The 22,852-nt window shown below is 36.7% G+C and carries 25 protein-coding genes, 1 tRNA gene and 1 pseudogene; 8 read left to right on the top strand and 19 right to left on the bottom strand.

The window, feature by feature from the left end:
• Positions 1–317: pseudogene (locus tag AP75_RS14340) on the top strand (hypothetical protein); the annotation flags it as partial.
• A 7-nt stretch (positions 318–324) separates the two neighbouring features.
• Here AP75_RS14340 and AP75_RS12555 read toward each other — a convergent pair.
• Positions 325–1,938 (bottom strand): TonB-dependent receptor plug domain-containing protein, encoded by a 1,614-nt coding sequence (locus AP75_RS12555; protein WP_088264897.1) that lies wholly within the window; start codon positions 1,936–1,938, stop codon positions 325–327.
• Between the two features lie 99 nt (positions 1,939–2,037).
• Between AP75_RS12555 and AP75_RS12550 the strand changes: the two genes are divergently transcribed.
• Together AP75_RS12550 and AP75_RS12545 are read left to right on the top strand one after the other, a co-directional pair.
• The gene (locus AP75_RS12550; protein WP_088264896.1) at positions 2,038–3,315 is read left to right on the top strand and encodes a T9SS type A sorting domain-containing protein; all 1,278 of its coding nucleotides are present in this window, start codon (positions 2,038–2,040) and stop codon (positions 3,313–3,315) included.
• A 17-nt stretch (positions 3,316–3,332) separates the two neighbouring features.
• The gene (locus tag AP75_RS12545) at positions 3,333–3,524 is read left to right on the top strand and encodes a hypothetical protein (RefSeq protein WP_031503339.1); all 192 of its coding nucleotides are present in this window, start codon (positions 3,333–3,335) and stop codon (positions 3,522–3,524) included.
• A gap of 247 nt (positions 3,525–3,771) precedes the next feature.
• Here the strand turns inward: AP75_RS12545 and AP75_RS12540 are convergent, their stop codons facing one another.
• The 5 genes from AP75_RS12540 to holA all read right to left on the bottom strand — a co-directional run bounded on the left by AP75_RS12540 (position 3,772) and on the right by holA (position 8,121).
• The gene (locus AP75_RS12540) at positions 3,772–5,031 is read right to left on the bottom strand and encodes a site-specific integrase (protein ID WP_088264895.1); all 1,260 of its coding nucleotides are present in this window, start codon (positions 5,029–5,031) and stop codon (positions 3,772–3,774) included.
• 254 nt (positions 5,032–5,285) lie between these two features.
• Positions 5,286–5,370 (bottom strand) — tRNA-Ser (locus AP75_RS12535).
• 110 nt (positions 5,371–5,480) lie between these two features.
• The gene (crcB, locus tag AP75_RS12530) at positions 5,481–5,846 is read right to left on the bottom strand and encodes a fluoride efflux transporter CrcB (protein ID WP_031503341.1); all 366 of its coding nucleotides are present in this window, start codon (positions 5,844–5,846) and stop codon (positions 5,481–5,483) included.
• Positions 5,847–5,901: 55 nt separating this feature from the next.
• On the bottom strand, positions 5,902–6,843 hold the full coding sequence (trxB, locus tag AP75_RS12525) for a thioredoxin-disulfide reductase (protein WP_031503344.1): 942 nt from the start codon (positions 6,841–6,843) through the stop codon (positions 5,902–5,904).
• Positions 6,844–7,083: 240 nt separating this feature from the next.
• Positions 7,084–8,121: a DNA polymerase III subunit delta gene (gene holA, locus AP75_RS12520; RefSeq protein ID WP_088264894.1), complete on the bottom strand. Its 1,038-nt coding sequence runs from the start codon at positions 8,119–8,121 to the stop codon at positions 7,084–7,086.
• A 2-nt stretch (positions 8,122–8,123) separates the two neighbouring features.
• On the opposite strand from holA, the gene AP75_RS12515 reads away from it, so the two are divergent.
• Genes AP75_RS12515 through AP75_RS12505 form a run of 3 tightly spaced genes read left to right on the top strand, consistent with a single transcriptional unit; the run spans position 8,124 to position 10,483 of the window.
• A complete protein-coding gene (locus AP75_RS12515; protein ID WP_031502274.1) occupies positions 8,124–8,558 on the top strand; it encodes a type I restriction enzyme HsdR N-terminal domain-containing protein in 435 nt (144 codons plus the stop codon).
• A gap of 9 nt (positions 8,559–8,567) precedes the next feature.
• The gene (locus AP75_RS12510; protein ID WP_031502276.1) at positions 8,568–9,860 is read left to right on the top strand and encodes a Na+/H+ antiporter NhaC family protein; all 1,293 of its coding nucleotides are present in this window, start codon (positions 8,568–8,570) and stop codon (positions 9,858–9,860) included.
• Positions 9,857–10,483, top strand: a complete 627-nt coding sequence (locus AP75_RS12505) for an HAD family hydrolase (protein WP_031502278.1) — start codon at positions 9,857–9,859, stop codon at positions 10,481–10,483. The genes AP75_RS12510 and AP75_RS12505 overlap by 4 nt, the downstream gene beginning before the upstream one ends.
• 10 nt (positions 10,484–10,493) lie before the next feature.
• Here AP75_RS12505 and AP75_RS12500 read toward each other — a convergent pair whose 3' ends face one another.
• The gene (locus AP75_RS12500) at positions 10,494–10,856 is read right to left on the bottom strand and encodes a cupin domain-containing protein (RefSeq protein WP_031502280.1); all 363 of its coding nucleotides are present in this window, start codon (positions 10,854–10,856) and stop codon (positions 10,494–10,496) included.
• A gap of 132 nt (positions 10,857–10,988) precedes the next feature.
• On the opposite strand from AP75_RS12500, the gene AP75_RS12495 reads away from it, so the two are divergent.
• A complete protein-coding gene (locus tag AP75_RS12495) occupies positions 10,989–11,732 on the top strand; it encodes a dienelactone hydrolase family protein (protein ID WP_031502282.1) in 744 nt (247 codons plus the stop codon).
• Between the two features lie 77 nt (positions 11,733–11,809).
• Here the strand turns inward: AP75_RS12495 and AP75_RS12490 are convergent, their stop codons facing one another.
• The 11 genes from AP75_RS12490 to AP75_RS12440 form a co-directional block, all read right to left on the bottom strand.
• Positions 11,810–12,271 carry an Lrp/AsnC family transcriptional regulator gene (locus AP75_RS12490; RefSeq protein WP_031502284.1) on the bottom strand — a complete coding sequence of 154 codons (462 nt, stop codon included), beginning with the start codon at positions 12,269–12,271 and terminating at the stop codon, positions 11,810–11,812.
• Between the two features lie 5 nt (positions 12,272–12,276).
• The gene (gene argH, locus AP75_RS12485; RefSeq protein WP_031502286.1) at positions 12,277–13,590 is read right to left on the bottom strand and encodes an argininosuccinate lyase; all 1,314 of its coding nucleotides are present in this window, start codon (positions 13,588–13,590) and stop codon (positions 12,277–12,279) included.
• Between the two features lie 3 nt (positions 13,591–13,593).
• Positions 13,594–14,646, bottom strand: coding sequence for a M20 family metallo-hydrolase (locus AP75_RS12480; RefSeq protein WP_088264893.1), 1,053 nt, complete (start codon positions 14,644–14,646; stop codon positions 13,594–13,596).
• Positions 14,646–15,434, bottom strand: a complete 789-nt coding sequence (gene argB, locus AP75_RS12475; RefSeq protein WP_051872683.1) for an acetylglutamate kinase — start codon at positions 15,432–15,434, stop codon at positions 14,646–14,648. The genes AP75_RS12480 and argB overlap by 1 nt, the downstream gene beginning before the upstream one ends.
• 1 nt (position 15,435) lies before the next feature.
• Positions 15,436–16,389, bottom strand: a complete 954-nt coding sequence (locus tag AP75_RS12470; RefSeq protein WP_031503771.1) for a Rossmann-fold NAD(P)-binding domain-containing protein — start codon at positions 16,387–16,389, stop codon at positions 15,436–15,438.
• A 5-nt stretch (positions 16,390–16,394) separates the two neighbouring features.
• A complete protein-coding gene (locus AP75_RS12465) occupies positions 16,395–17,534 on the bottom strand; it encodes an aspartate aminotransferase family protein (protein WP_031503774.1) in 1,140 nt (379 codons plus the stop codon).
• A gap of 2 nt (positions 17,535–17,536) precedes the next feature.
• A complete protein-coding gene (gene argC / locus AP75_RS12460) occupies positions 17,537–18,511 on the bottom strand; it encodes an N-acetyl-gamma-glutamyl-phosphate reductase (protein WP_031503776.1) in 975 nt (324 codons plus the stop codon).
• 1 nt (position 18,512) lies between these two features.
• The gene (gene argG / locus AP75_RS12455) at positions 18,513–19,703 is read right to left on the bottom strand and encodes an argininosuccinate synthase (protein ID WP_031503778.1); all 1,191 of its coding nucleotides are present in this window, start codon (positions 19,701–19,703) and stop codon (positions 18,513–18,515) included.
• The gene (locus tag AP75_RS12450) at positions 19,691–20,332 is read right to left on the bottom strand and encodes an N-acetyltransferase (protein WP_031503780.1); all 642 of its coding nucleotides are present in this window, start codon (positions 20,330–20,332) and stop codon (positions 19,691–19,693) included. The genes argG and AP75_RS12450 overlap by 13 nt, the downstream gene beginning before the upstream one ends.
• A gap of 170 nt (positions 20,333–20,502) precedes the next feature.
• The gene (locus AP75_RS12445) at positions 20,503–21,156 is read right to left on the bottom strand and encodes a CoA transferase subunit B (protein WP_088264892.1); all 654 of its coding nucleotides are present in this window, start codon (positions 21,154–21,156) and stop codon (positions 20,503–20,505) included.
• Entirely contained in the window at positions 21,156–21,860 is a 705-nt protein-coding gene (locus tag AP75_RS12440) for a CoA transferase subunit A (protein ID WP_088264891.1), read from the bottom strand. Before AP75_RS12440 ends, AP75_RS12445 begins: the two co-directional genes overlap by 1 nt.
• A gap of 249 nt (positions 21,861–22,109) precedes the next feature.
• Between AP75_RS12440 and rplS the strand changes: the two genes are divergently transcribed.
• Positions 22,110–22,463 (top strand): 50S ribosomal protein L19, encoded by a 354-nt coding sequence (rplS, locus tag AP75_RS12435; protein ID WP_088264890.1) that lies wholly within the window; start codon positions 22,110–22,112, stop codon positions 22,461–22,463.
• Between the two features lie 74 nt (positions 22,464–22,537).
• On the opposite strand, the gene AP75_RS12430 is transcribed toward rplS, so the two are convergent.
• Positions 22,538–22,852, bottom strand: a 315-nt coding sequence (locus tag AP75_RS12430) for a transposase (protein ID WP_088264535.1), incomplete at its 5' end; no start/stop codon positions are given.

Raw genomic sequence — 22,852 nt, 5'->3', positions numbered from 1 at the left:
TGAAAATCTCCATTCCAGGTCCACCGAGAAAAAAAGACACCCTCTACCAGAAACAAACAAAGCGCAAAAAATTCAGAACCAGAGCTGCCATAGAGCCTATCATCGGACATTTAAAAACTGATTTCAGGCTGGCTAAAAATTACTTTATGGGAGAAACGGGGCCTCAAATCAATGCCTTCCTAGCAGCAACTGCCTGGAATATGAAGAAAATGATGGAGATTCTTAAAGCCAATCTTCGTTGGCTATATTTTTCTTTGCAGAATTTCCTCTTTGCTGCATATTTTTTCACAATAAAAAGAAAATATTTATATTGTTAAGGAACGACTATTTATACTGCAAAGGCGACTCATTAACCAAAGCCATTTCGATACGATCCTGAACTTGCAAATACATTGAACTTACATCCAATGTCCATTTCGAATTTGTTCCAGGCTTGCTCGTTCTTGTGTAATATAAAGTTCCTGAGAAAGAATTTTCAGGCTTAAGATCCTCATTTCCACGAATATCGTGATTGCTGTCAACGAAGTAAGTGAACAACTGCTCGAAAGTTGGGTTTTTATTCGCAGATCCTACAATCGCACGAAATTCTGACTGGTCGCTAATTCTATTTTTAAAGACCAAAGAAAAATTAGGTTTTGTACTGAAAGTATCGGAAAAATTAACTCTTACCCCAGGTCTCAAAAACCAGTTTTCGCTAAAGTTAAATTCTGCCGACGCAAAAACGCCTCCACTCAAAACATCTTTTATCACGTTATTACCGGCAAAACTTCCCGTTGTAAATCCTGCAAAACCTTTGGTATAATCTCCTTCGTAACCAATTTGAACATTTGTGTTTTCAGAATCCAAAAAATTACTGAGCGTTCCTCTGGAGTAGAAAGTTTCTGCTTGATAATACACATTTTCATTATCAGTGAAAATGGTTTCTCTTGCTGGAATATCGAAAATATAGTCTTTGTTTTTTCTGGTTTGTTTTTGATAAGACAAATCACCAGAGAATTTTGATTTTTTAAATAATTCGGTTTGAATATTGAAATGATGCAACATTCTTTTGGTTAAATAATCTCGGTCGGTTGCGACAAAAGTTCTTTCACCTGCACCCAGATATTTTTGCTCAACGACAGGATTATAATAATTTATTTCTTCTGAAAGATAATCTCCTTTGTAGAAAAACTGAGTCTTCGGAGAAGAAAACTTTAATAAAAATGCCGGATTCCATTGTTCTTTCGGTTGCCATTCGTAGCCTCGATTTCCATCTTGTTCAAAATAATTCTTACCTTGTTTATCTCCCCAAAAACCTTGGAAATCATTTCTGTTTAAAGACAAATCTGCAAACCATTTATCCGAAATATTATGAGAAACATTTAATGATTGTACATGTCTTCCTTTGCCATAATCTACCCAATCGTATTCTTTGCCAACCGTTTCCTCCTGAATAGAACCTCGTACATTCCATTTATTTCGGGATGATTTTTTGGTGATAATATTGATCACCCCAGAAACGGCATTGTTTCCGAATTCAACGCCCATAGAACCTTTTACAATTTCGATTCTCTCGATATTATCAAGATTAATTTTGGTTAAATCAATATTACTTCCTAAACCGGTATCGCCAATTACTGGAATATTATCGATTAAAACTTTGGTGTAATCTGCGCCCATTCCTAAAATGTTGGCTTTTGAATCACCAGACTTTTTATCCGGAATGATTAAAATGTTTAAAGTTTGATTTAAAACTTCTGCAACATTGTTCGCCGCCATCCTTTGGATATCCTCATTGGTGATCACTTCAACTTTGTAAAGTGACTTTTTAATTGATTGTTGGCTATACTGTCCGGTAATAACAACTTTCTGAATAGTGGCCGAATCTTTTTGTGCAAGCACTAAAACCCCGACCGATAAAGGAAATATTGTAATTATAGAAAGTAGTGTTTTTCTCATTTTTAAAAATTATGTGGCAAAACTAATAAATTATTTTTAATTATTCTAAATAAAGATTACATTTGCTAAAATTAATTTTAATTATTCTAACTAAAAACAATGAAAACACTATTTATTTTTTCCGCATTCCTAACCGCAGGAATAATGAACAACGTCAATGCACAAACAGATGCTAACGGTTATACTCAAGTAAATGCAACCACAGGTGCTGCGTATAAAAATCAGGTATTCTTCGATTTATCGGAAAATAAACTAACTTCTCAAGACGCAAAAATTTGGGACGTCGCATTTTACAGAAACGGAACCACCGCGTTCGGAACCAGAGTTAACGATGCACAAGGAATAGATACGTATCAAGCCTCTACAGATCCTACACAATGGGACAATATCAATATCGCAAATCTTTCAACCTGGGGAGAACCTCTTTACAATCCAGACCTTACCGAATCTTTAGAAGAAGGCGCTTTCGAACAGGCTGATCTAACGTGTAATATTCTTTCCACAGGTTGGGGTTGTTATAACATCGGGTCACATCATATTGATGGTAAAACAATCTATGTTTTAAAATATCCAAATGACACGTATATCAAATTCATGATTACGGATTATTTTGGTGGTTATACCTTTAAATATTCAAAATGGAATGGCGCTGCTTGGGAAGCAACTACAACAAAAACCATCGCTAACGGAACTGCAGATTCTTACTTCAATTATTTTTCACTTTTAAATAATCAGGAAGTAAATAATGTAGAACCTCCGAAAGCAGAATGGGACTTCATGTTGACCAAATACTGGACTTTCTACAATAACGTAATGATGTATCAACTTTCCGGAATTATTCAAAGTCCAAGAATTACCGTCGCTAAAGCGACCGAAACACAGGCAACAAATTCGATTAATTTACCTACTGAAACTGCTTTCAAAAAAGGAATTACCACAATTGGACACTCTTGGAAACCAACTTCAGGATTGGTTGCTGATATGGTCTATTATATCAAAGAAGACAATAAATACTACAGAATGTATTTTACTGAGAATGGTGGTGCAACGACAGGAAATATGTATTTCAAATATAAAGACATTACCGATTTATTAGGAAGTAATGAGGTAAACTCTAAAGTTTCATTCGGCCTTTATCCTAATCCTGCACCGAACAAACAAGTAACTCTTTTGTATGATTTAAAAACTGGTTTCAATAATAAAGGAAACATCAGTATTTACGATTTTTCTGGTAAATTAGTTCACCAAACAGAAATTACTAAAACACAAGGATTCTTCAAAAAAGATCTAGATTTATCCCGTTTACAATCAGGAGTCTATCTTGTTAAACTTAACGTGGGATCTTATACAGAAACTAAAAAATTAATTTTGAAATAATTGATGTACTTTTTGAGATGAAAAATTCTGATATCACAACTATTAAAATCTATAATACGAAAGGTCTTCTAATGAAAACCATGAAAGGAATTCAAAATTTGGATACTTCAGAGTTAAAATCTGGATATTATGTTATTGAATTTTTACTGAAAAATTATACGATTAAAAGACAGTTTATAGAAATAGGTAATCTCTCTAAGATTAAATAGAAGGATTTTTTCATTTTCTAATAATATTTTCCACAATCTTTTTTTTATATTTTTTGAAATTTTAATAAGTGATCTGCATTTTTCTCATTTAAAGTAAAAGACAGATCACTTTTTTTCCCTTTAATTTTAATCTCCATATAATCTTCGTAACATATTTCACTTTTGATTATTTTCTTTGCGAGTCTAAATTTAATTTGCATCAAAACAATATTGCACAAAAAAAGCAGGAGGAAAACTTCAGCGCTTCTCATTGCGGCTTCTTATGGGCCTTGCTTTTGATCATGGTTTGCTTCTTTTCGTTCTTATTCAATACCTTTTTAAGTAAATTCATATCATCACCAATTTTCCGATCTTGAATTTTTGCATAATGTTGAGTCATTTGAACATTAGAGTGTCCCAACATCTTACTTACAGTTTCAAGTGGCACCCCATTATTTAATGTTACAGTCGTGGCAAAAGTATGTCTGGCCGTATGAAAACTAATATCAAAGTCCAATCCGCATAAAGTGGCAATCTCTTTTAAATACTCGTTCATCTTCTGATTGCTTAAAACCGGTAAAACTTTCTCATCATTTACACATTTTACGTTGGTTTTATAGCGGTCTAAAATCTCGTTTGCAATTGGAAGAAGTGGAATACTTGCCTCAACCTTTGTTTTGGTTCTTTTAATTTTGATCCATTTTTCGCCATTTGCATTAATTGATATATTTTCATGTGCTAATTTCTTAACGTCCGAATACGCTAAACCTGTAAAACAACAAAAGAGAAATATATCGCGAATGGTCCTTAACCTTTCAGTACTGAATACTTTATTTTTTATTTTTTCTAATTCATTTTCTGTAAGAAAGCGTACATCTGTAATGACAATTTTAGATTTATAAGTAGCAAAAGGGTTTTTAATAATCCACTCGTTATCTAAACATATGTTGATAATTTTCTGAAAATTTTTAATATACTTTACTGCTGAGTTATTGGCGCAATTACGTACCGTTCTTAGAAAGAATTCATAATCTGAAATAAATGCAGGATTAATTTCTCTTATGTCAATATCTGAAATATTATATTTCCACATCATAAACTGCTGAGTATGTCTAAGAGAGGTTTCATACCGCTCCCAGGTTCCATGAGCAAATCCTCGCCCTATTAATTCTTTTATTTGATTATTGTGATCTTGAAAAGCTTCTACTAAAGTTACTTTTCGTTCATCAATCCCCAGAAATCTATTCTTCAGACATTCACATGTAATAATTTTTCGATTGTTTAATAGATAGTTGTAAGATTCGAACATTTTTGCCCGCAGACTTTCGAGGAATGAATTAAAAGATTTTGCATGAGAAGAATTTCCAAAGACTTTTCCGGCTTTAGAATTCCATTCTTTCGTTTGAATCGTTTTTCCTGTCGAAATTTCTTTTCGTTTTCCATCAATAGTAATTCGCATATAAATTGCTGAAAGTTCAGAATTACCTTTTGTTCTTTTTGCATAGAATAGTAAACAGTAGGTTTGCATAAGTCATGATTTTAAAGGTTAATAAATTTATTTCGAAACCTCTAAACCTACAAGATGTTCAATAGATGAATAAGCGATGAATAGGCTGTTTAATGCTAAATTCGGTGAGTACCTATTTTGATTTTTCTGCTACTCACCTTGGTACTCCCTTTTGTTTTGCATTAATTTGATATAATTTGATATATCATAAATACAAAAAAGCCTTTAAATACTAGTATTTAAAGGCTTTTGATGTGTTTTGGTTGTTCACCAAGCGGAGGAACAGGGATTCGAACCCCGGGACCTGTTACAGTCAACAGTTTTCAAGACTGCCGCAATCGACCACTCTGCCATTCCTCCAGTAAAAATGATTTCTCATTTTCAGTGGTGCAAATATAAAGCGCTTTTATAAAATGAGCAAATTATTTTTACAAAAAATCAGTAAAAAACTCATATTCAAAGAGAAAAATTTAGTTTCTCGCTACATTCAGTCCTAAATAAACTGCTCCCAAACCCAATATTACGCTGAGAACGACATATAAAATGAGGATGAAATATTCGCCACTTTGCCAAAGGGAGATGTTTTCTGCCGAAAATGTAGAGAATGTAGTAAATCCCCCACAAAATCCGGTAATCAAAAGAAATTTCAGGTAGTTGTCAATTTTAACAAAATAAGCACTGAAAATCCCGATTAGAAAACACCCGATGATATTCACCACAAAAGTTCCCAACGGAAAGGCGTTGATGTTCCATAATTTCTGGGTATAATGGGACATCAGGAAACGCAAAACGCTACCCAAACCACCACCGATGAATATGTAGAAAAGATTTTTCATTATTTAGACAAAATAGTCTGGATTCTAGATTCTAGACTTAAATTTCTGCCAAATTCTAATTTAGTTCTGCCAAGTATTTTTCCGCATCCATTGCAGCCATACAACCACTTCCTGCTGCAGTAATCGCCTGACGATATCTGTGATCCTGAACATCGCCCGCTGCGAAAACTCCCGGCAAATTGGTCAAGGTGGAACCCGGAACGGTTTTGATGTATCCGTTTTCATCCAAATCGATTTGGCCTGCAAAAATATCTGTGTTCGGTTTGTGTCCAATTGCGATAAAAATTCCGTGAACGTCTATCTTGGAGATTTCCTGAGTTTGATTATTAATCACCACTGCTCTTTCGACCAAAGCATTTTCGCCTTCAATTCCGATTAATTCATGGTTGAATTTCACTTCGATATTGGGCGTATTTAGAACCCGATGGATCATCGCTTTCGAAGCGCGGAACTCATCTCTTCTCACCAACATGGTTACTTTATTGGTTAGTTTCGCCAAGTATGTTGCCTCTTCAGCCGCGGTGTCGCCCGCTCCTACTACCACCACATCTTTTCCTTTATAGAAAAATCCATCGCAGGTTGCACAGGCAGAAACTCCACCTCCGGAATATTTTTTCTCATCATCAAGGCCTAAATATTTCGCAGTAGCACCGGTAGAAATTATCACCGTTCTGGCAAATATTTCTTTATTTCCGGCCCATAAACGATGAACACCACCTTCTTCTTTAGAAAATTCAACTTTGGTAATGAGTTCATAATTCACTTTGGTATCAAATCTTTCTGCTTGTTTCTGCAAATCCATCATCATTTGAGGACCTGTAACGCCGTCTGGATAGCCGGGAAAGTTATCTACTTCTGTTGTAGTTGTTAGCTGTCCGCCGGGTTCAAGACCTGTGTACAATTCGGGTTTAAGATCGGCTCTTGCTGCGTAAATCGCTGCGGTAAATCCGGAAGGTCCGGAACCTACGATAACGCATTCTAAAATATTTTGTTCCATGAATTAAGTTTATGATTTTGAATTTTCAAAAATCGTTAATTATTTTGGGATGAAGTCTATTTTATGATGAATTTTTTCAATGCGCGAAATATCATCTTTATTTTATTTGTCTGATGTTTTTTCTTTATTTAATGATCTTTGTTTCACAACTGAAACCGCGACCCGACCTGAGTGGAGCTCTTTTTGCGCAACGAAGTGAAGCAAAAAAGCGGGAACGGAGGGCGGAAAAGTCGCCCAAAATCACACTTTCACCTTTAAGCGGTCGACATGAAGGATTTTGTATACCATTTCTCGCAGCAACTCGCTTTCTTCCATATTTACGGCGCCTAAACCTTTGTTTTTCAGGTCCATTTCGCGCAGTATGGAGATGATTCGCGTACAGTGTTTGAGGTTGTAAAAACGTGCAGCTTCAGTATAATTTTTGACAAAATAAGGGTTTACGCCCATTGCGGATGCCATCGCCTGCTGCGACTGTCCTGCCATGGTGTGGCAAATCACCAGATTCGAGAAAAAGTTATATAAATTACCGATTACCATTGGGAACGAATTGTATTTTGGCGATTTCCCCATGAAATGTGCGATCCGCAGCGCGTTGCTTTCATCTTTTTTACCAAGAGCTTTGATGAGTTCGAAAACATTAAAATCTTTGCTGATTCCGATGTGGGTTTCGATGATTTTTTCGTCGAGAAGTTCATCGTTTTTCAGAATCATTTTGAGTTTACTGAGTTCGTTGGAAATCCTTGACAAATCGGTTCCGAGGTATTCGGAGAGTAATAAAGGAATATCTGGTTTTGTTTTCAGACCGACATTGCGAAGCTCCTGCTCGATCCATTTCGGTACTTCATAATCCTTCATTTTCGGACTTTCGAAAAGCATTTTGTTTTTGGAAAGTATCTTGGCAAAACTTTTCCGCGAATCAACTTTTTTATGCTTATGCGCGATCACTAAAAGAGTCGATTCCACGGGATTTTCAGCGTAAATTTTCAACGCTTCAGATTCTTTTTCCGTCATCCGGATTTCCTGAGCTTCTTTCAGAATAATGACCTGTTTTTCGCCCATCATCGGGAATTGTCTTGCCAGAGCCAAAACTTCGGCGTAACTGGTATCTTTTCCGTATACTACCGTTTGATTGAAAGCTTTTTCATCTTCTTCCAGTACATCATTTTCAAAAGATTTCACTGCAACATCCATATAATATGGCTCTTCACCATGAAAAAAATAAATCGGCTGAAACTCTTTTTTTTTAATATTTTTGAGGATTAAATCTAATTCTTTCATAAATGCAACTTCCGAAACTGAATTTTGAGGATACTTTTGATCTGCAGATCAAGAGAGACAAAGATAAGTTTTTTATTTATGATTTGGTACGGAAAAGCTGGCTTTTGCTCACGCCGGAAGAATGGGTTCGGCAGCATTGGGTCCATTATTTTCATTTAAAAAAAGGCAGAAATCTTTCCTCACTAATCCTCGAAAAAAAGCTGGAACTAAACGGTACCACAAAGAGAATTGATCTTTTGGTCACCGAAAAAACCATTCCGAAAATTCTGGTGGAATGCAAAGCACCTGAGATCAAAATAACTGAAAAAACTTTTGAACAAATCGCGCGTTACAACTCCGTCATCGGTGCGGAAGAAATTATACTATCCAACGGTTTACAACATGTTTTTGCAAAATTTTCTGAAAATCATTACTTTTTTTCGCCTTTTGCATATTAATTTTGCAACATGTTAAAACTCAACCACCCACTTTTTTCCATATTTCCTTTGCTAATTTTTGTGCTGGTATTTTTGGGATTCGGAATTTATAATAATGATTTTTACGCGCTACCCTCTCCTATCGCAGCTTTGATCGGGATTACCGCAGCTTTCATCCTTTTGAAAGGAAAAATCAACGAAAAAGTTGATACTTTCTTGAAAGGTTGCGGCGACGGAAAAATCCTCACGATGTGTATTATTTACCTTTTGGCAGGTGCTTTCGCAACGGTAACCAAAGCGACAGGAAGTGTAGATTCTATCGTAAATTTGGGTTTAAATTATGTTTCTCCGGCCTATTTTCCGGTTGGGGTTTTCGTGATCGCATCATTTCTTTCGTTTGCCTCCGGAACTTCCGTTGGATCTATCGTTACGCTGGGTCCGATTGTGATTGCATTGGCTGAAAAAAGTGAATCTCCGTTAGGATTAATTGGAGCTTCTTTGCTTTCTGGAGCGATGTTTGGCGATAATCTTTCCATTATTTCGGATACCACGATTGCTGCGACCCAAAGTTTGGGTTGTCAGATGAAAGATAAGTTCCGTTTCAATTCCAAATTGGCTTTTCCGGCTGCGTTGGTAACGATTTTAATTTTAATTGTATTGGGATTCAATCAGGAAGGTACAGCAGTCATTAGCGGAAACAAAGAATTTAATTTGATTTTAATCTTGCCTTATCTTTTGGTTATTGCGCTTTCATTGATTGGTTTAAATGTTTTCGTTGTATTATTCGCAGGACTAATTTTCGCCGGAATGCTTGGATTTGGTTATGGAAGTTTCGATTTTATCGGCTTTGCCAAAAAAACCTATGAAGGATTTACCAGCATGACCGAGATTTTTCTGCTTTCACTTCTCACAGGCGGTTTGGCAGCAATGGTAGAAAAAGCCGGCGGAATTTCTTTCTTTATTAAAAACATCAGCAAAATCATTAATTCCAAAAAAACAGCACTTTTGGGAATTGGCGGTTTGGTTACGGTTGCCAATCTTTGCGTTGCCAACAACACCATTTCGATTATTATTTCGGGCAAAGTAGCGAAAGAAATTAATGATAAATACGGACTGAAACCACAGCAAAGTGCATCTATCCTTGATATTTTTTCCTGTTATGTGCAAGGATTGATTCCTTACAGTGCGCAAATTCTTATTTTAATCTCACTCAGTAATTTCAAAATGGAATATCCGGACCTTGTTCAATATTCATTTTACCTTCATATCCTTTTAGTTTTCACATTAATCAGCATTTTTTTTGGCAAAAAACAATCAGTATGACGAAGCAGAATTCAACAATAAAAAATATCATTTTCGATTTTGGTGGCGTTTTAATGGACTGGAATCCGCGGTATTTCTACAAAGATTACTTTAATGATGACGAAAAAATGGAATTTTTCCTCAGAAACATTGCCACCGATGAGTGGAATGCGGAACAAGATCGAGGAAGAAGTCTGGCTGAAGGAACCGAAATTCTGATTGCAAAATTCCCAGAATGGGAAACGGAAATCCGCGCATATTACGACAATTGGACCACGATGTTGAGATCGGATATTCCGGAAAACGTGGCAGTTTTACGAAAGCTAGAACATTCAGAATATGATCTTTTTGGATTAACGAATTGGTCTGCAGAAACTTTTCCTTATGCTTTGGAAAATTACGATTTCTTCAAAATATTTGATGGGAAAATCGTGGTTTCCGGCACGGAAAAATTGATTAAACCCGACCCGAAAATTTGGGAAGTTTTATTGGAACGGTACAACATTAAGGCTAATGAATCGGTTTTCATTGATGATAACGCCAAGAATATTGAAACCGCCAAAAACTTAGGTTTTGTAACGATTCATATTACTGAAGAAACCAATTTAGCAGAAGAACTTCGAAATTTGGGAGTAGAATTTTAATTAAAATCCGCTATTCCTCTTCGCGATTAACCAGTTCCATCGAAAAAGCAGGCAAACAAATCGCCAAATATTCGCAAGGATTTTCGAACGGATTGCTGTAGCGGATTCTTGCGCCTTTTTCAATCAAAATGCTTTGTCCGGCCTCCAAAACAAGGGTTTCTCCATCGATTTCAAACTGTTTTTTCCCTTTTATTATGTAGGTAAATTCATCAAATTCCGGTGTTTGATGCGGTTCGTTCCAATTCGGCGGCGCTACCATGTGCGCAATGGAAACATCAGTATTTCCGGTGGAGTTTCCCCAGATTTCTTCAATCAGCTTCCCGTCGGTGGTAGGAACAACAAAAGGTGATTTTTGAATTTTATATTTTGGCATTTTCTTTATTTTTAAGTATCTCAAAATTACGATTATCTTTCATTTCGATGAAACACGTCGACGAATATTACACCAAACACTCACTGTATCTTTATTCTTATGTTTAAATTTGAACTAATAAAAATCAAAATAATGATACGATCCTTACTATTAACCGTTGCAATTGCATTTTCGGGAACTCTATTTAGTCAACAACTAAAACCTGTTTCCTATCAAGATGGCAAACAAAAACTGAATGGTTTAGTAACTTCCAACAACGGAAAAAAACTTCCCGGAGTTCTCATTTTACCCGCGTGGAAAGGAATTGACAATGAAGCAAAAACTGCTGCTTTAGATTTAGAAAAAGAAGGGTATATTGCATTTATTGCCGACATTTATGGTGAAGGAAACATCCCTTCGGATAATGCTACAGCGGCAAAAACAGCTGGATATTACAAAGAAAATTTTGCTGAATATCAAAAAAGAATTGCACTGGCATTGGAACAACTAAAAAAACATGGCGCAATCCCTGAAAAAATAGCCATCATCGGCTACTGTTTCGGAGGAACCGGTGCCTTGGAAGCTGCAAGAGGAAAATTACCTGCAGCTGGATTTGTCTCTATTCATGGTGGATTGGCGAAAAATTCGGAGAGAAAAAATGAAGAACTGAAAACCAAAATTTTAGTAGAACATCCCGCCGATGACGAAAGCGTAACGGCGGAAGATTACCACAATCTGGTAAAAGAAATGAATGAGGGAAAAGCTGATTGGCAAATCATCACTTACGCGAATTCGAAACACACTTTTACAAATCCTGAATCGGCCGATTATAATCCAATAATGGCGAAACGAGCATGGAATCACACGTTGTTATTTTTGAAAGAGATTTTAAAATAAGATCCTTGTAGAAATAATTTGTAAAGAAAATCCTTTTCAAAACTGAAGAGGATTTTTTGTTTAAAAAAAGTCTAAATTTAGAAAGTAAATTTCGTATCATTTTTAATCACCGAAAGCACGATATTGCTGTGATACTGACCGATATTGGGAATATTAGCAACAACAGTCGTCATGAAATTATTATAATCTTTGATATTTTTCGCAACAACTTTGATCACATAATCGTATTGCCCGGAAAGACTTACCACTTCCAAAACCTGTGGTTCCGCTTTGATTTTGGCTTCAAATTCCTGCAATTTTTCGTTGGATTGTTCCTTCAAAACGATGTTACAATACGCCATGATTTCGAAACCGGCAAGTTCAGCATCGATCAAGACTACATGTTTTCGGATGATTCCGCTGTTTTTCAACGACTTGATTCTTTCGTAAGTTGCCGTAAAAGAAAGTCCTATTTTCTCGGCCAAATCTTTCACCGATACCGTAGAATCTTCCTGCAGAAAATTGAGTATTTTATGATCGTTCGCGTCTAATGTTTTCATCTTTTTTAATTAAATTTTCTGAAGACCTCCTCGAAATTTAAAGTAATTTCTTCCAAACACAAATTGCCGATACTTCCTTTATGAGTATGCTTCAAATCATCGTTTCGGTAGTGATAAGTCCCATTTTCAATGGCATTTCCGACCTCGCGATAGGCTTCGCGAAAACTCGCTCCATTCATCACCAATTCGTTGATTTTTTCGACGCTGAAAAGATAATCATATTTTTCGTCCTTTAAAATATCATTTTTCACTTCGATATGTTGAAGCATAAATTCAAAAATTTCGAGACAATCTTTTAGCTCCTGAATTCCGGGAAAGATAATTTCTTTGGTAAGCTGAAAGTCCCTATGGTAACCGGACGGGAGATTATTGGTAAGAAGCGTCAATTCATTCGGAAGACTTTGAATTCTCGCAGATTTTGCGCGGATCAATTCAAAAACATCGGGATTTTTTTTGTGAGGCATAATGCTGCTTCCGGTCGTAAGTTCCGTCGGAAAACCGATAAATCCGTAATTCTGATTGCTGAACATGCAAATATCGTAAGCCAATTTGCCCAAAGTCGACGCTAAAGTGCTCATCGCCATCGCTGTGATTTTTTCCGATTTTCCACGAGTCATCTGCGCGTAAACAGAATTGACATTCATTTTTTCAAGATTCAATTCCTTCGTCGTAAAATCTCTGTCGAGCGGAAAAGAAGAGCCAAAACCCGCTCCAGAACCCAAAGGATTTTTCTGAACCACCGATAAAGCCGCCGCCAAAACCTCCAAATCCTCAGATAAAGATTCGGCAAAAGCACTGAACCAAAGTCCAAATGAAGAAGGCATCCCAATTTGAAAATGCGTGTAACCCGGCATCAATACAGATTTGTGGGTTTCTGAAAGCATCATTAATCTTTCAAATAAAGATTTTGAAAGCTTCGCAATCGATTTAATTTCTGCTGTTAAAAATAATTTGATTGCCAATAAAACCTGATCATTTCTGGATCTTCCAGTGTGAATTTTCTTTCCTGCGTCGCCAAGTTTTTCGGTGAGATTAAACTCAATTTGGCTGTGAATATCCTCTACTCCGCTGTTGATCAAAAGTTGGTTTTGTTTTGCCAAAACATTCATTTCATCCAATTCTTTTTGAATGGAATCGTTTTCTTTCTCCGTCAAAAAACCGATTTTCGTAAGCATTTTGCAATGCACTTTTGTTCCGAGAATATCGTATTGAGCCAATAAAACATCGAAATCTTTATCATTTCCGACGGTAAATTTTTCAATGATTTCCAAGTATTTCAGGTTCGCGGAATCTTTTGCCCACAATTTTTTATTTTCCATTTTTTAAAGGATATGAGAGAGAATTTTAATGTATTTTTCGATGCCTCCATCGAGTTCTTTTTCGTAGATAAATTCATCAGCAGTGTGAGAACGCCTAGAATCTCCGGGACCAATTTTTACTGAATCGAAAGGCATTAACGCCTGATCTGAAATCGTCGGAGAACCATAAAGCTCGCAATTTTCTTGTTGTGCCGCCCAAACAAAAGGATGATCCAGATCGATTCGGGAAGAATTTAAAGCCAGAGATCGAGGTTGAATTTTCGACTCCAATTCTTGTTGGAAAATCTCTACAATTTCCGAATTTGAATAAAGTTCATTCGTACGAACATCCACCGTGAAATGGCACTGATCCGGAACCACATTATGTTGAGAACCGGCATTCACAATCGTTACCGTAGCTTTTACTTTTCCTAAAACCTCAGAAACCTTGTCAAAACTTAAATTCTGAATTTTCTGAATATCGCGAACCGCTTTATAAATGGAATTATCATCATTGAGATGGGCCGCGTGAGAAGCCGTTCCTTTTGCCACACAGTTTAAAACCACCAACCCTTTTTCAGCGATTGCCAAATTCATTTTGGTAGGTTCTCCAACAATTGCAAAATCGATTTTCCCCAAATCCTTCAGAATTGAAGTCACTCCGTTCTTGCCGGAAATTTCTTCTTCAGCCGTGGCTGCATAGATTAAATTATATTTCAATTTTTGAGCATAAAAATGAGAAAAAACCGCCCATAAACTCACCAAACTAGCACCTGCATCATTGCTTCCCAAGCCAAAAATTTTCCCGTCTTTTTCTATTGCTTTGAAAGGGTCGAGGGTGTACGCAGAATTGGGTTTTACCGTGTCGTGGTGGGAATTGAGGAGAATCGTCGGCAGATTTTCATCGAAATAAAGATTCTTTGCCCAAATATTATTTCCTTTTCGCTGAAACGGAATCTTCTTTTCGCGCAAATATTTCTCTATAATTAAAGCCGTAATTTCCTCTTCTCTGCTGAAAGAAGGCGTTTCAATGAGTTGCATCAAAAACTTTTTGGCGTCTTTTTTTAAATTTTCCATTAATGCAAAATGATATTTGTTCCCGGTTTTCCGTTGTTGAAATACAATTCCAATGCGTCACTTTTTAGAATTCTAGCTTCTTCTACGCCGTGATACAATGCTCTGAAAGCCGTTTGTAGCTTAGGAATCATTCCATCGGCGATTTGTTTGGTTTCTTTCATTTGCGTAAAATCGGACTTTGAAATTTCTTCAATCACCGAATTTTCATCCGCAATGTCTTTTAAAACCCCATTTTTTTCAAAACAATAAATGAGGTGCGTTTTGTAATTCGCCGACATCGCTTTTGCAATTTCTGCCGCTACAGCATCTGCATTGGTATTTAAAAGTTCGCTTTCTTCACTAATGCTGATAGAATTCACAACCGGAACGATATTTCCCGCAATGAAATTTTCGAAAACCGCCTCATTCACCCTTACAATATCGCCCACAAAACCATAATTGATGACAGAAGCATCTCTTTTCTTTGAAACTATACAATTCAAATCAGCGCCCGAAAGTCCTATTGCCAAAAGCTTTTCGGAAGACAAACCCGCCACTATTTTTTTATTGATCAAACCCGCATACACCATTGTACAAAGCTCCAATGTTTCTGCAGATGTGATGCGTCTTCCCTCCACCATTTGATGTGGAACCTGAAGTTTTTGGGCAAGTTCTGTCACTTTTTTTCCGCCACCATGAACCAAAATTATTTTCTGTCCGGATGCTGCAATTGCTTTTAGACAGGTTTTCAGCGTTTCGGAATTATTGATGGTTTCGCCGCCAATTTTTATGATGAATAAATCTTCCATTTTACAATGAATTTTCGAGGATTTTCTTAATGATTAACTGCGCGGAAAGCGTTCTGTTATTGGCTTGTTGATAAATTAAAGAATTCGAAGAATCCAAAACTGCATCACTCATTTCCAGATTTCGGCGAACCGGAAGACAATGCATAAATTTTGTTTCGGGGTTGGTTTTTAAAAAATCTTCACCCAAAAGCCAATCTCCTTTCACTTCGGGTAATGCGCCATAATTTTCAAACGAAGACCAGTTTTTAAAATATACAAAATCTGCATCTTGCAATGCATCTTCCTGGTTATGATACACTTTCGCAGCTCCTGTAAATTCTTTGCTTAAATCATAACCTTCCGGATTTGCGATACAAAAATCGACATCGGCAGCGTTCATCCATTCCGCAAAAGAATTTCCAACCGCCTGCGGAAGCGCTTTGATGTGTGGCGCCCATGAAAGAACCACTTTGGGTTTCTGAGGTTTATTCCAGTTTTCACGAATCGTAATTAAATCCGCAAAACTCTGCAAAGGATGTCGTGTAGCCGATTCCAGAGAAATCACCGGAACTGTTGCATATTTGATGAAAGAATTCAAAACAAACTCGTTATAATCCTCATCGCGGTCTTTTAATCCCGGAAAACATCGCAAACCGATGACATCGCAATATTCGCTCAAGACTTTAGCCGCATCTTTGATATGCTCCACGGTAGTACCGTTCATCACAGCGTTTTCTGCAAATTCCCAATTCCATGCATCTTGTCCGGCGTTGATTACCTGAACCTGCATTCCGAGGTTCATACCGGCTTTTTGACTGCTCATTCTGGTTCTTAAACTTGGATTTAGGAATACCAATCCGAGCGTTTTATTTTTTCCTAAATCACTGAAACCGTAAAGATTTTTTTTAAGTTCCAAAGCTTCCTGAACAAGTATTTCAGGATTTGATATATCGTGTACTGAAGTGAAATTTTTCATTTTTTTTAAATTAAATTTAAAACTGATTGAAGAGATGCAATAAAATAATCGATCTCCGAATAAGAAATCGTGAGCGGTGGTAAAAGCCTCATCGTTAAAGGATTTGTAGCGCTTCCTACAAAAATCTTATGTTCTTCCCTTAATTTTTTAGAAACGTGAGCGGCAGGAATTTCAAAATCGATTCCTATTAAAAGACCTTTTCCGCGGATTTCTTTGATTTGCGGAATTTCCTGTAATTTTTGGATTAAATATGCTCCTTTTTGAAAGGATTCTTCCATAAGATTTTCATCAGCAATAATCTCCAAAACCGCAATTGCAGCGGCACAAGCCAAATGATTTCCGCCAAAAGTAGTTCCGAGCATTTTATGTTTTGCCGGAATTTTCGGGGAAACCAAAACGCCACCAATCGGAAAACCATTCGCCATTCCTTTTGCGGTCGTAATGATGTCGGGTTTTACTTTGAAATGCTGATGAGCAAAGAATTTCCCGCTTCTCGCATAACCGGACTGAATTTCATCGGAAATAAAGAAAACCGAATTTTCGGTGCACAATTCCGAGATTTTCGACATTAATTCCTGAGAAGGGATCTGAATTCCGCCAATTCCCTGAATTCCTTCGATAATAACTCCGGCCAAATCGTGGAGATTTTCTTTGAATAATTTTTCAAATGCTTTTGCATTATTCCATTCACAGAAAATAAAATTTGAAGTTTCGTTTACAGGAGCGACAATCGAAGAATCATCCGTTGCTGCAACTACCGCGGAAGTTCTGCCGTGAAAAGAATTTCTGAACGTAATGAATTTCTTTTTCCCAGAAGTGAAAGATGCGATTTTCAGGGCATTTTCATTCGCTTCCGCACCAGAATTGCAAAGAAAAAGCGCATCATCCTCATATCCGGAAATTTTTCCAAGCTTTTCCGCCAATTCTTCCTGGAGTTTATTAATCACCGAATTGGAATAAAAACCAATTTGATCGAGTTGATTCTTAATTTTTTCCACATAATGAGGATGCGTGTGACCAACAGAAATCACCGCATGACCACCATAGAAATCGAGATATTCGGTTCCGTTTTCGTCCCAAAGTTTACAATTTTCTGCCTTTACAATATTTATGGGCATCAAAGGATATACATCAAATAATTTCATGATTAAAAGACAGAAGGTTTAAGATTAAGTCCGGATTTTTCATTGAAACCGAACATCAAATTCATATTTTGGATCGCTTGTCCGGAAGCGCCTTTCAACAGATTATCGATCGCGACATGAACTGCAAGATTTTTTCCGACTTTTTCGATATAAACAACTGCTTTATTGGTATTTACGACTTGTTTTAAATCGATTGGACTTGCGGAAACGAAAACAAATTTTGAGTATTTGTAAGCGTAACGATACATTTCCTCGATTTCAGCTTGAGAAAGATTGCTTTCCATCATTAATGAAACGAAAATTCCGCGCGTGAAATCGCCTCTCCACGGGATAAAATTAATTTCCGTTTTAGTTTCAGAAATCAATGAAATACTTTTCTCAATTTCCGCGATATGTTGATGAGTAAAGGTTTTGTATGGAGAAATATTATCATTTCGCCAGTTGAAATTCAATGATTGATGCAACGCTTTTCCGGCGCCTGTAGAACCTGTAATTCCTACACATTGGATTTTTTCAATTTTTTCTTGTTTTAAAATTGGTAAAATTCCCAGTTGAATTGCCGTTGCAAAACATCCCGGATTGGCGATATATGAAGCTTTTGCAATTTTTTCTTTATTAAATTCCGACAGTCCGTAGATGAATTTTTTGTCGTTCCATTCTTCATCTACCCGAAAATCGTTGCCCAAATCGATAATTTTGGTTTCGGGAGCAATACGTTTTTCGTTTTCGATAAGCCAGTTTTTGCTTTCGCCATGCGGAAGACAAAGGAAAATCATATCTGCAGGTTGTGCCAAATTTTCAAATTTTAAAGTTGTTTCCCCAAACAAATCTTTATGAACATCAGAAACAAATTCGCCCTGAAGACTTTGGCTCGTCACGAAAGAAATTTCCACATTCGGGTGATAGAGCAAGATTCGAATCAATTCGCCCGCTGTAAAACCTGTTCCGCCTACAATTCCTACTTTTATTTTTTCCATTTTAATTCTTGTTGTTTACCTGATGATAAATGCTGAGCGCATTCGAATAAATTTTGGAGAAACCTTTCACATCAGCTTCCGTCCAAGTTTTGTTCATTTCTCCATAAGAGCCGAATTTTGAAGACATTAAATCGTTTTCCGACTCTAATCCGATCAGTGAAAAATGATAAGGTTTCAATAAAATTTTCACAATTCCGTTCACTGTTTTCTGTGAAGATTCGAAAAGTGCTTCCATATCCTGCATCACCGGATCGAGCACCAAACCGTCGTGCAGATAATTTCCGTAAGAAAGACTCAGCTGATCTTTTATGAAAAGTTGACTTTTGGTTAAGGTGTGTTTTTCCAGCAAATGATGCGCTTTCAGAATGATTAAAGGCGCTGCAGCTTCAAAACTTACCCGACCTTTGATTCCGATAATCGTATCGCCAACATGCGTATCGCGGCCAATTGCAAAAGCTTGTGCTATTTCCTGAATAAACTGAATTGCCTCAATCGGTTTAGAAAATTCCTGACCATTCACTGCCTTGATTTCTCCTTTTTCGAAAGTAATGCTCAATTCTTCAGGCTCCGATTTTGAAATTTGCGTTGGAAAAGCTGTTTCAGGAAGTGAAATATTAGATGTCAAAGTTTCCTTTCCACCTACAGAAGTTCCCCAAAGACCTTTATTGATCGAATATTGCGACTTTTCAAAATTAATTTCGAAACCGTTTTCTTTTAGAAAATCAATCTCTTCATTTCTAGAAAGTTTCAAATCACGAATCGGCGTAATGATTTCAACTTCCGGCAAAAGAATCTGAAAAATACTATCAAATCTCACCTGATCGTTTCCTGCACCGGTACTTCCGTGAGCAATGGATTTTGCGCCGATTTTCTTTGCATAATCAGCAATCGCAGTTGCCTGAAAAACCCTCTCAGAACTTACGGAAAGCGGATAGGTATTGTTTTTCAAGACGTTTCCGAAAATTAAATATTTGATGCATTTTTGGTAATAATTCTCCGCATCATCAATTACATGAAAAGATTTTACGCCCAATTGATATGCGCGTTCCTCGGTTTTTTGAATTTCCTCAGCAGAAAATCCACCAAGATTAACCATCACCGCATGAACTTCCAACTGCTTAATTTTTGAAAGATAAACCGCACAAAAAGATGTGTCGAGGCCGCCACTGTAAGCCAAAACTACTTTTTCCATAACATTGTTTTTATTTTTTTGAATTTTGAAAACAACTTCTGGTCATTTTCAGATTTGATATTATTAGAATTTTCTTGAGATTTATTTTCTTCCGGATTATACAACATCGCGGTGCAAAGGCAGTTCTTGCGATCTTTACTATTTAAAATTTCGAAATTCACACAACTTTTGCAGCCGCTCCAAAAAACCTCATCCTGAGTCAATTCGGAATAAGTAACCGGCTTGTAACCCAAGCTGCTATTGATTTTCATTACCGCTAAACCCGTTGTAAGGCCGAATAATTTCGCGTTGGGATATTTTTCGCGCGAGTAGGAAAATATCTTTTGTTTAATCGCCTTTGCCAAACCATCTTTCCTGAATTTTTTCGCGACTATTAACCCCGAATTAGCGACATATTCCTTGTTGCTCCAAGTTTCAATATAACAGAAACCCGCCCATTCCCCTTCAGCCGAAAAAGCCATTACTGCTTTTCCTTCGTTGATTTTTTCTTCGAGATAAGCTGCAGACCGCTTTGCAATTCCCGTTCCGCGCTCTTTGGCCGATTCTTCTATCTCTTTTAAAATAACTGGAACAAATTCAAGATGCTTATTTTCAGCGACTGTAACTATAAATTTATTATTTAACTCCACTTTTATCTAAATTAAAGCGCAAAAATAGATAAATTTTGTTTAAAAACAATTCTATGTAGATTTTATTTATATAAACTGGCGTAATTTTAATTATAATATCTATAAAAAAAGAAAAGCACAGATAAAATCTGCGCTTTTCTTGAAAATTGATGATAAAATAAATTCTTTTCTTAGAAAACCATCTCCGGAATTTCTCCTTCAATGATTAAATCGGCTTCTGTTGCTTTCACGATATCTTCCACGGAAACTCCGGGTGCACGCTCGAGAAGTTTGAAACCATTCGGTGTAATATCCATTACAGCAAGCTCTGTGACTACTTTTTTTACACATCCAACACCAGTTAAAGGAAGGGTACATTTTTTCAGAATTTTGCTTTCTCCTGCTTTGTTTACATGCATCATCGCAACGATGATATTTTCTGCAGACGCAACCAAATCCATTGCGCCACCCATTCCCTTCACCATTTTGCCGGGAATTTTCCAATTCGCAATATCGCCGTTTTCTGAAACTTCCATCGCTCCGAGAATAGTGAGATCAACTTTTTTGCTGCGGATCATCCCAAAACTGAAAGCAGAATCGAAAAAAGAAGCTCCTGGTAGTGTTGTAATGGTTTGCTTTCCAGCATTAATCAAGTCCGGATCCTCTTCGCCTTCATACGGAAAAGGTCCCATGCCAAGCACTCCGTTCTCACTTTGGAATTCAACAGAAATATCCTGCGGAACGTAGTTTGCGACCAAGGTGGGAATTCCGATCCCGAGATTTACATAATAACGGTCTTTAACTTCCTTTGAAATTCGCTGTGCGATTTGTTCTTTTGTTAGCATTATGATTCTCTTTTTCGGGTTGTACGTTGCTCTATTCTTTTCTCGAATTTTTCTCCCTGAAAAATCCGCTGTACCATAATTCCCGGAATATGAATCTGGTTAGGATCAAGTTCGCCCGGCTCTACCAATTCTTCCACCTCGGCAATGGTTATTTTTCCTGCTCCAGCCATTGGCGCATTGAAATTCCGTGCAGTTCCCCTGAAGATTAAATTCCCTGCGTGATCTCCTTTCCATGCTTTCACGATAGAAAAATCTGCTTCGTAGGCATACTCCAGAATATGCATCTTACCGTTGAATTCTTTGGTTTCCTTACCTTCCGCAACCTCAGTTCCGTAACCTGCGGGAGTGTAGAACGCAGGAATTCCGTGTTGCGCAGCGCGACATTTTTCCGCTAAAGTTCCCTGTGGCGTCAATTCCACTTCCAGTTCTCCGGAAAGCATTTGTCTTTCGAATTCCGCATTTTCTCCAACATAGGATGCGATCATTTTTTTAATTTGTTTCTTTTGAAGAAGCAAACCAAGTCCAAAATTATCCACTCCCGCATTATTGGAAATACAGGTAAGTCCGGAAATATTGCTTGCAACCAGCTCGGCGATTGAATTTTCTGGAATTCCGGATAATCCGAAACCACCTACAATCAAAGTCATTCCATCTGTAATTCCCTGCATGGCTTCCTGGGCATTTTTTACTCTTTTATCGATCATTATAATATTGAAATTTTGTGGCTTGAAATTACAATTTTTTTTAATAAAATTCTATTTCCGGTTTTTGTAAATTTGCAAAAGCTTTTTTTAAATATTTTTAAATCATCATTGAATGGCAATTTTTAAAAAAAAATCTTTTAAAGTATTGGCAGACAGAAAAAATTATGTTATTTTTGCACCCTGTTAATCAACCTCTGACGAAGGACGTGAAAGTTGGTTAGCTCAACAAAACAATTTTTTTACAAAAAAATGGATTTAGTAAAGTACGTACAAGACAAGTACATCACAAAAAAAGAATTCCCAGAATTCAAAGCCGGTGACACCATCACTGTGTATTACGAAATTAAAGAAGGTGCTAAAACAAGAACTCAGTTCTTTAAAGGTACAGTAATTCAGTTGAGAGGAACTGGTCTTACCAAGACATTTACCATCAGAAAAATGAGTGGTGATGTAGGTGTAGAGAGAGTTTTCCCAATGAACATGCCAGCTCTTCAGAAAATTGAATTAGACAGAAGAGGAAAAGTTAGAAGAGCGAGAATCTACTATTTCAGAAACCTTAGAGGTAAAAAAGCGAGAATTAAAGACGCTGCTTACAAAAAATAATTCAGACAACAACAATAGGAAAACCCATCAGATTTATTTGATGGGTTTTTTATTGTTATTAATTTAGAGCCTGTTTAAATTTTATTCAATAAATTTTTTATAGCGGATAATTTTACCATATTTTCAGAATTTTCCATTAGTAATTCGTAATTCCTGCATAATCTCCTGTCGTTATCAAACCAGGAAAATGTCCGTTCAATAATCCATCTTTTAGAAAAGGGCTTAAAATCTGTTTTCTTTTCATCATTTCTCATCACCACATTGATTAGATAAGCAAACTTATTTTTCACCTGTTCTATGATTTCTCCTCTGTAACCTCCATCAGCAAGAATAATCTTCACAGGACTTAAGAAATATGCCAAAGTTCTCATGAGAAAATCAACAGCTTT

Source organism: Kaistella haifensis DSM 19056, from assembly GCF_000735695.2.
GTDB lineage: Bacteria > Bacteroidota > Bacteroidia > Flavobacteriales > Weeksellaceae > Kaistella > Kaistella haifensis.
This window is presented reverse-complemented; position numbering and strand designations above follow the sequence as displayed.

Excerpts from the sequence above, each read along its gene's own strand:
- AP75_RS12555 (WP_088264897.1), bottom strand. The coding sequence starts at position 1,938 with ATGAGAAAAACACTACTTTCTATAATTACAATATTTCCTTTATCGGTC.
- AP75_RS12550 (WP_088264896.1), top strand. The coding sequence starts at position 2,038 with ATGAAAACACTATTTATTTTTTCCGCATTCCTAACCGCAGGAATAATG.
- AP75_RS12545 (WP_031503339.1), top strand. The coding sequence starts at position 3,333 with ATGAAAAATTCTGATATCACAACTATTAAAATCTATAATACGAAAGGT.
- AP75_RS12540 (WP_088264895.1), bottom strand. The coding sequence starts at position 5,031 with ATGCAAACCTACTGTTTACTATTCTATGCAAAAAGAACAAAAGGTAAT.
- crcB (WP_031503341.1), bottom strand. The coding sequence starts at position 5,846 with ATGAAAAATCTTTTCTACATATTCATCGGTGGTGGTTTGGGTAGCGTT.
- trxB (WP_031503344.1), bottom strand. The coding sequence starts at position 6,843 with ATGGAACAAAATATTTTAGAATGCGTTATCGTAGGTTCCGGACCTTCC.
- holA (WP_088264894.1), bottom strand. The coding sequence starts at position 8,121 with ATGAAAGAATTAGATTTAATCCTCAAAAATATTAAAAAAAAAGAGTTT.
- AP75_RS12515 (WP_031502274.1), top strand. The coding sequence starts at position 8,124 with ATGCAACTTCCGAAACTGAATTTTGAGGATACTTTTGATCTGCAGATC.
- AP75_RS12510 (WP_031502276.1), top strand. The coding sequence starts at position 8,568 with ATGTTAAAACTCAACCACCCACTTTTTTCCATATTTCCTTTGCTAATT.
- AP75_RS12505 (WP_031502278.1), top strand. The coding sequence starts at position 9,857 with ATGACGAAGCAGAATTCAACAATAAAAAATATCATTTTCGATTTTGGT.
- AP75_RS12500 (WP_031502280.1), bottom strand. The coding sequence starts at position 10,856 with ATGCCAAAATATAAAATTCAAAAATCACCTTTTGTTGTTCCTACCACC.
- AP75_RS12495 (WP_031502282.1), top strand. The coding sequence starts at position 10,989 with ATGATACGATCCTTACTATTAACCGTTGCAATTGCATTTTCGGGAACT.
- AP75_RS12490 (WP_031502284.1), bottom strand. The coding sequence starts at position 12,271 with ATGAAAACATTAGACGCGAACGATCATAAAATACTCAATTTTCTGCAG.
- argH (WP_031502286.1), bottom strand. The coding sequence starts at position 13,590 with ATGGAAAATAAAAAATTGTGGGCAAAAGATTCCGCGAACCTGAAATAC.
- AP75_RS12480 (WP_088264893.1), bottom strand. The coding sequence starts at position 14,646 with ATGGAAAATTTAAAAAAAGACGCCAAAAAGTTTTTGATGCAACTCATT.
- argB (WP_051872683.1), bottom strand. The coding sequence starts at position 15,434 with ATGGAAGATTTATTCATCATAAAAATTGGCGGCGAAACCATCAATAAT.
- AP75_RS12470 (WP_031503771.1), bottom strand. The coding sequence starts at position 16,389 with ATGAAAAATTTCACTTCAGTACACGATATATCAAATCCTGAAATACTT.
- AP75_RS12465 (WP_031503774.1), bottom strand. The coding sequence starts at position 17,534 with ATGAAATTATTTGATGTATATCCTTTGATGCCCATAAATATTGTAAAG.
- argC (WP_031503776.1), bottom strand. The coding sequence starts at position 18,511 with ATGGAAAAAATAAAAGTAGGAATTGTAGGCGGAACAGGTTTTACAGCG.
- argG (WP_031503778.1), bottom strand. The coding sequence starts at position 19,703 with ATGGAAAAAGTAGTTTTGGCTTACAGTGGCGGCCTCGACACATCTTTT.
- AP75_RS12445 (WP_088264892.1), bottom strand. The coding sequence starts at position 21,156 with ATGCTAACAAAAGAACAAATCGCACAGCGAATTTCAAAGGAAGTTAAA.
- AP75_RS12440 (WP_088264891.1), bottom strand. The coding sequence starts at position 21,860 with ATGATCGATAAAAGAGTAAAAAATGCCCAGGAAGCCATGCAGGGAATT.
- rplS (WP_088264890.1), top strand. The coding sequence starts at position 22,110 with ATGGATTTAGTAAAGTACGTACAAGACAAGTACATCACAAAAAAAGAA.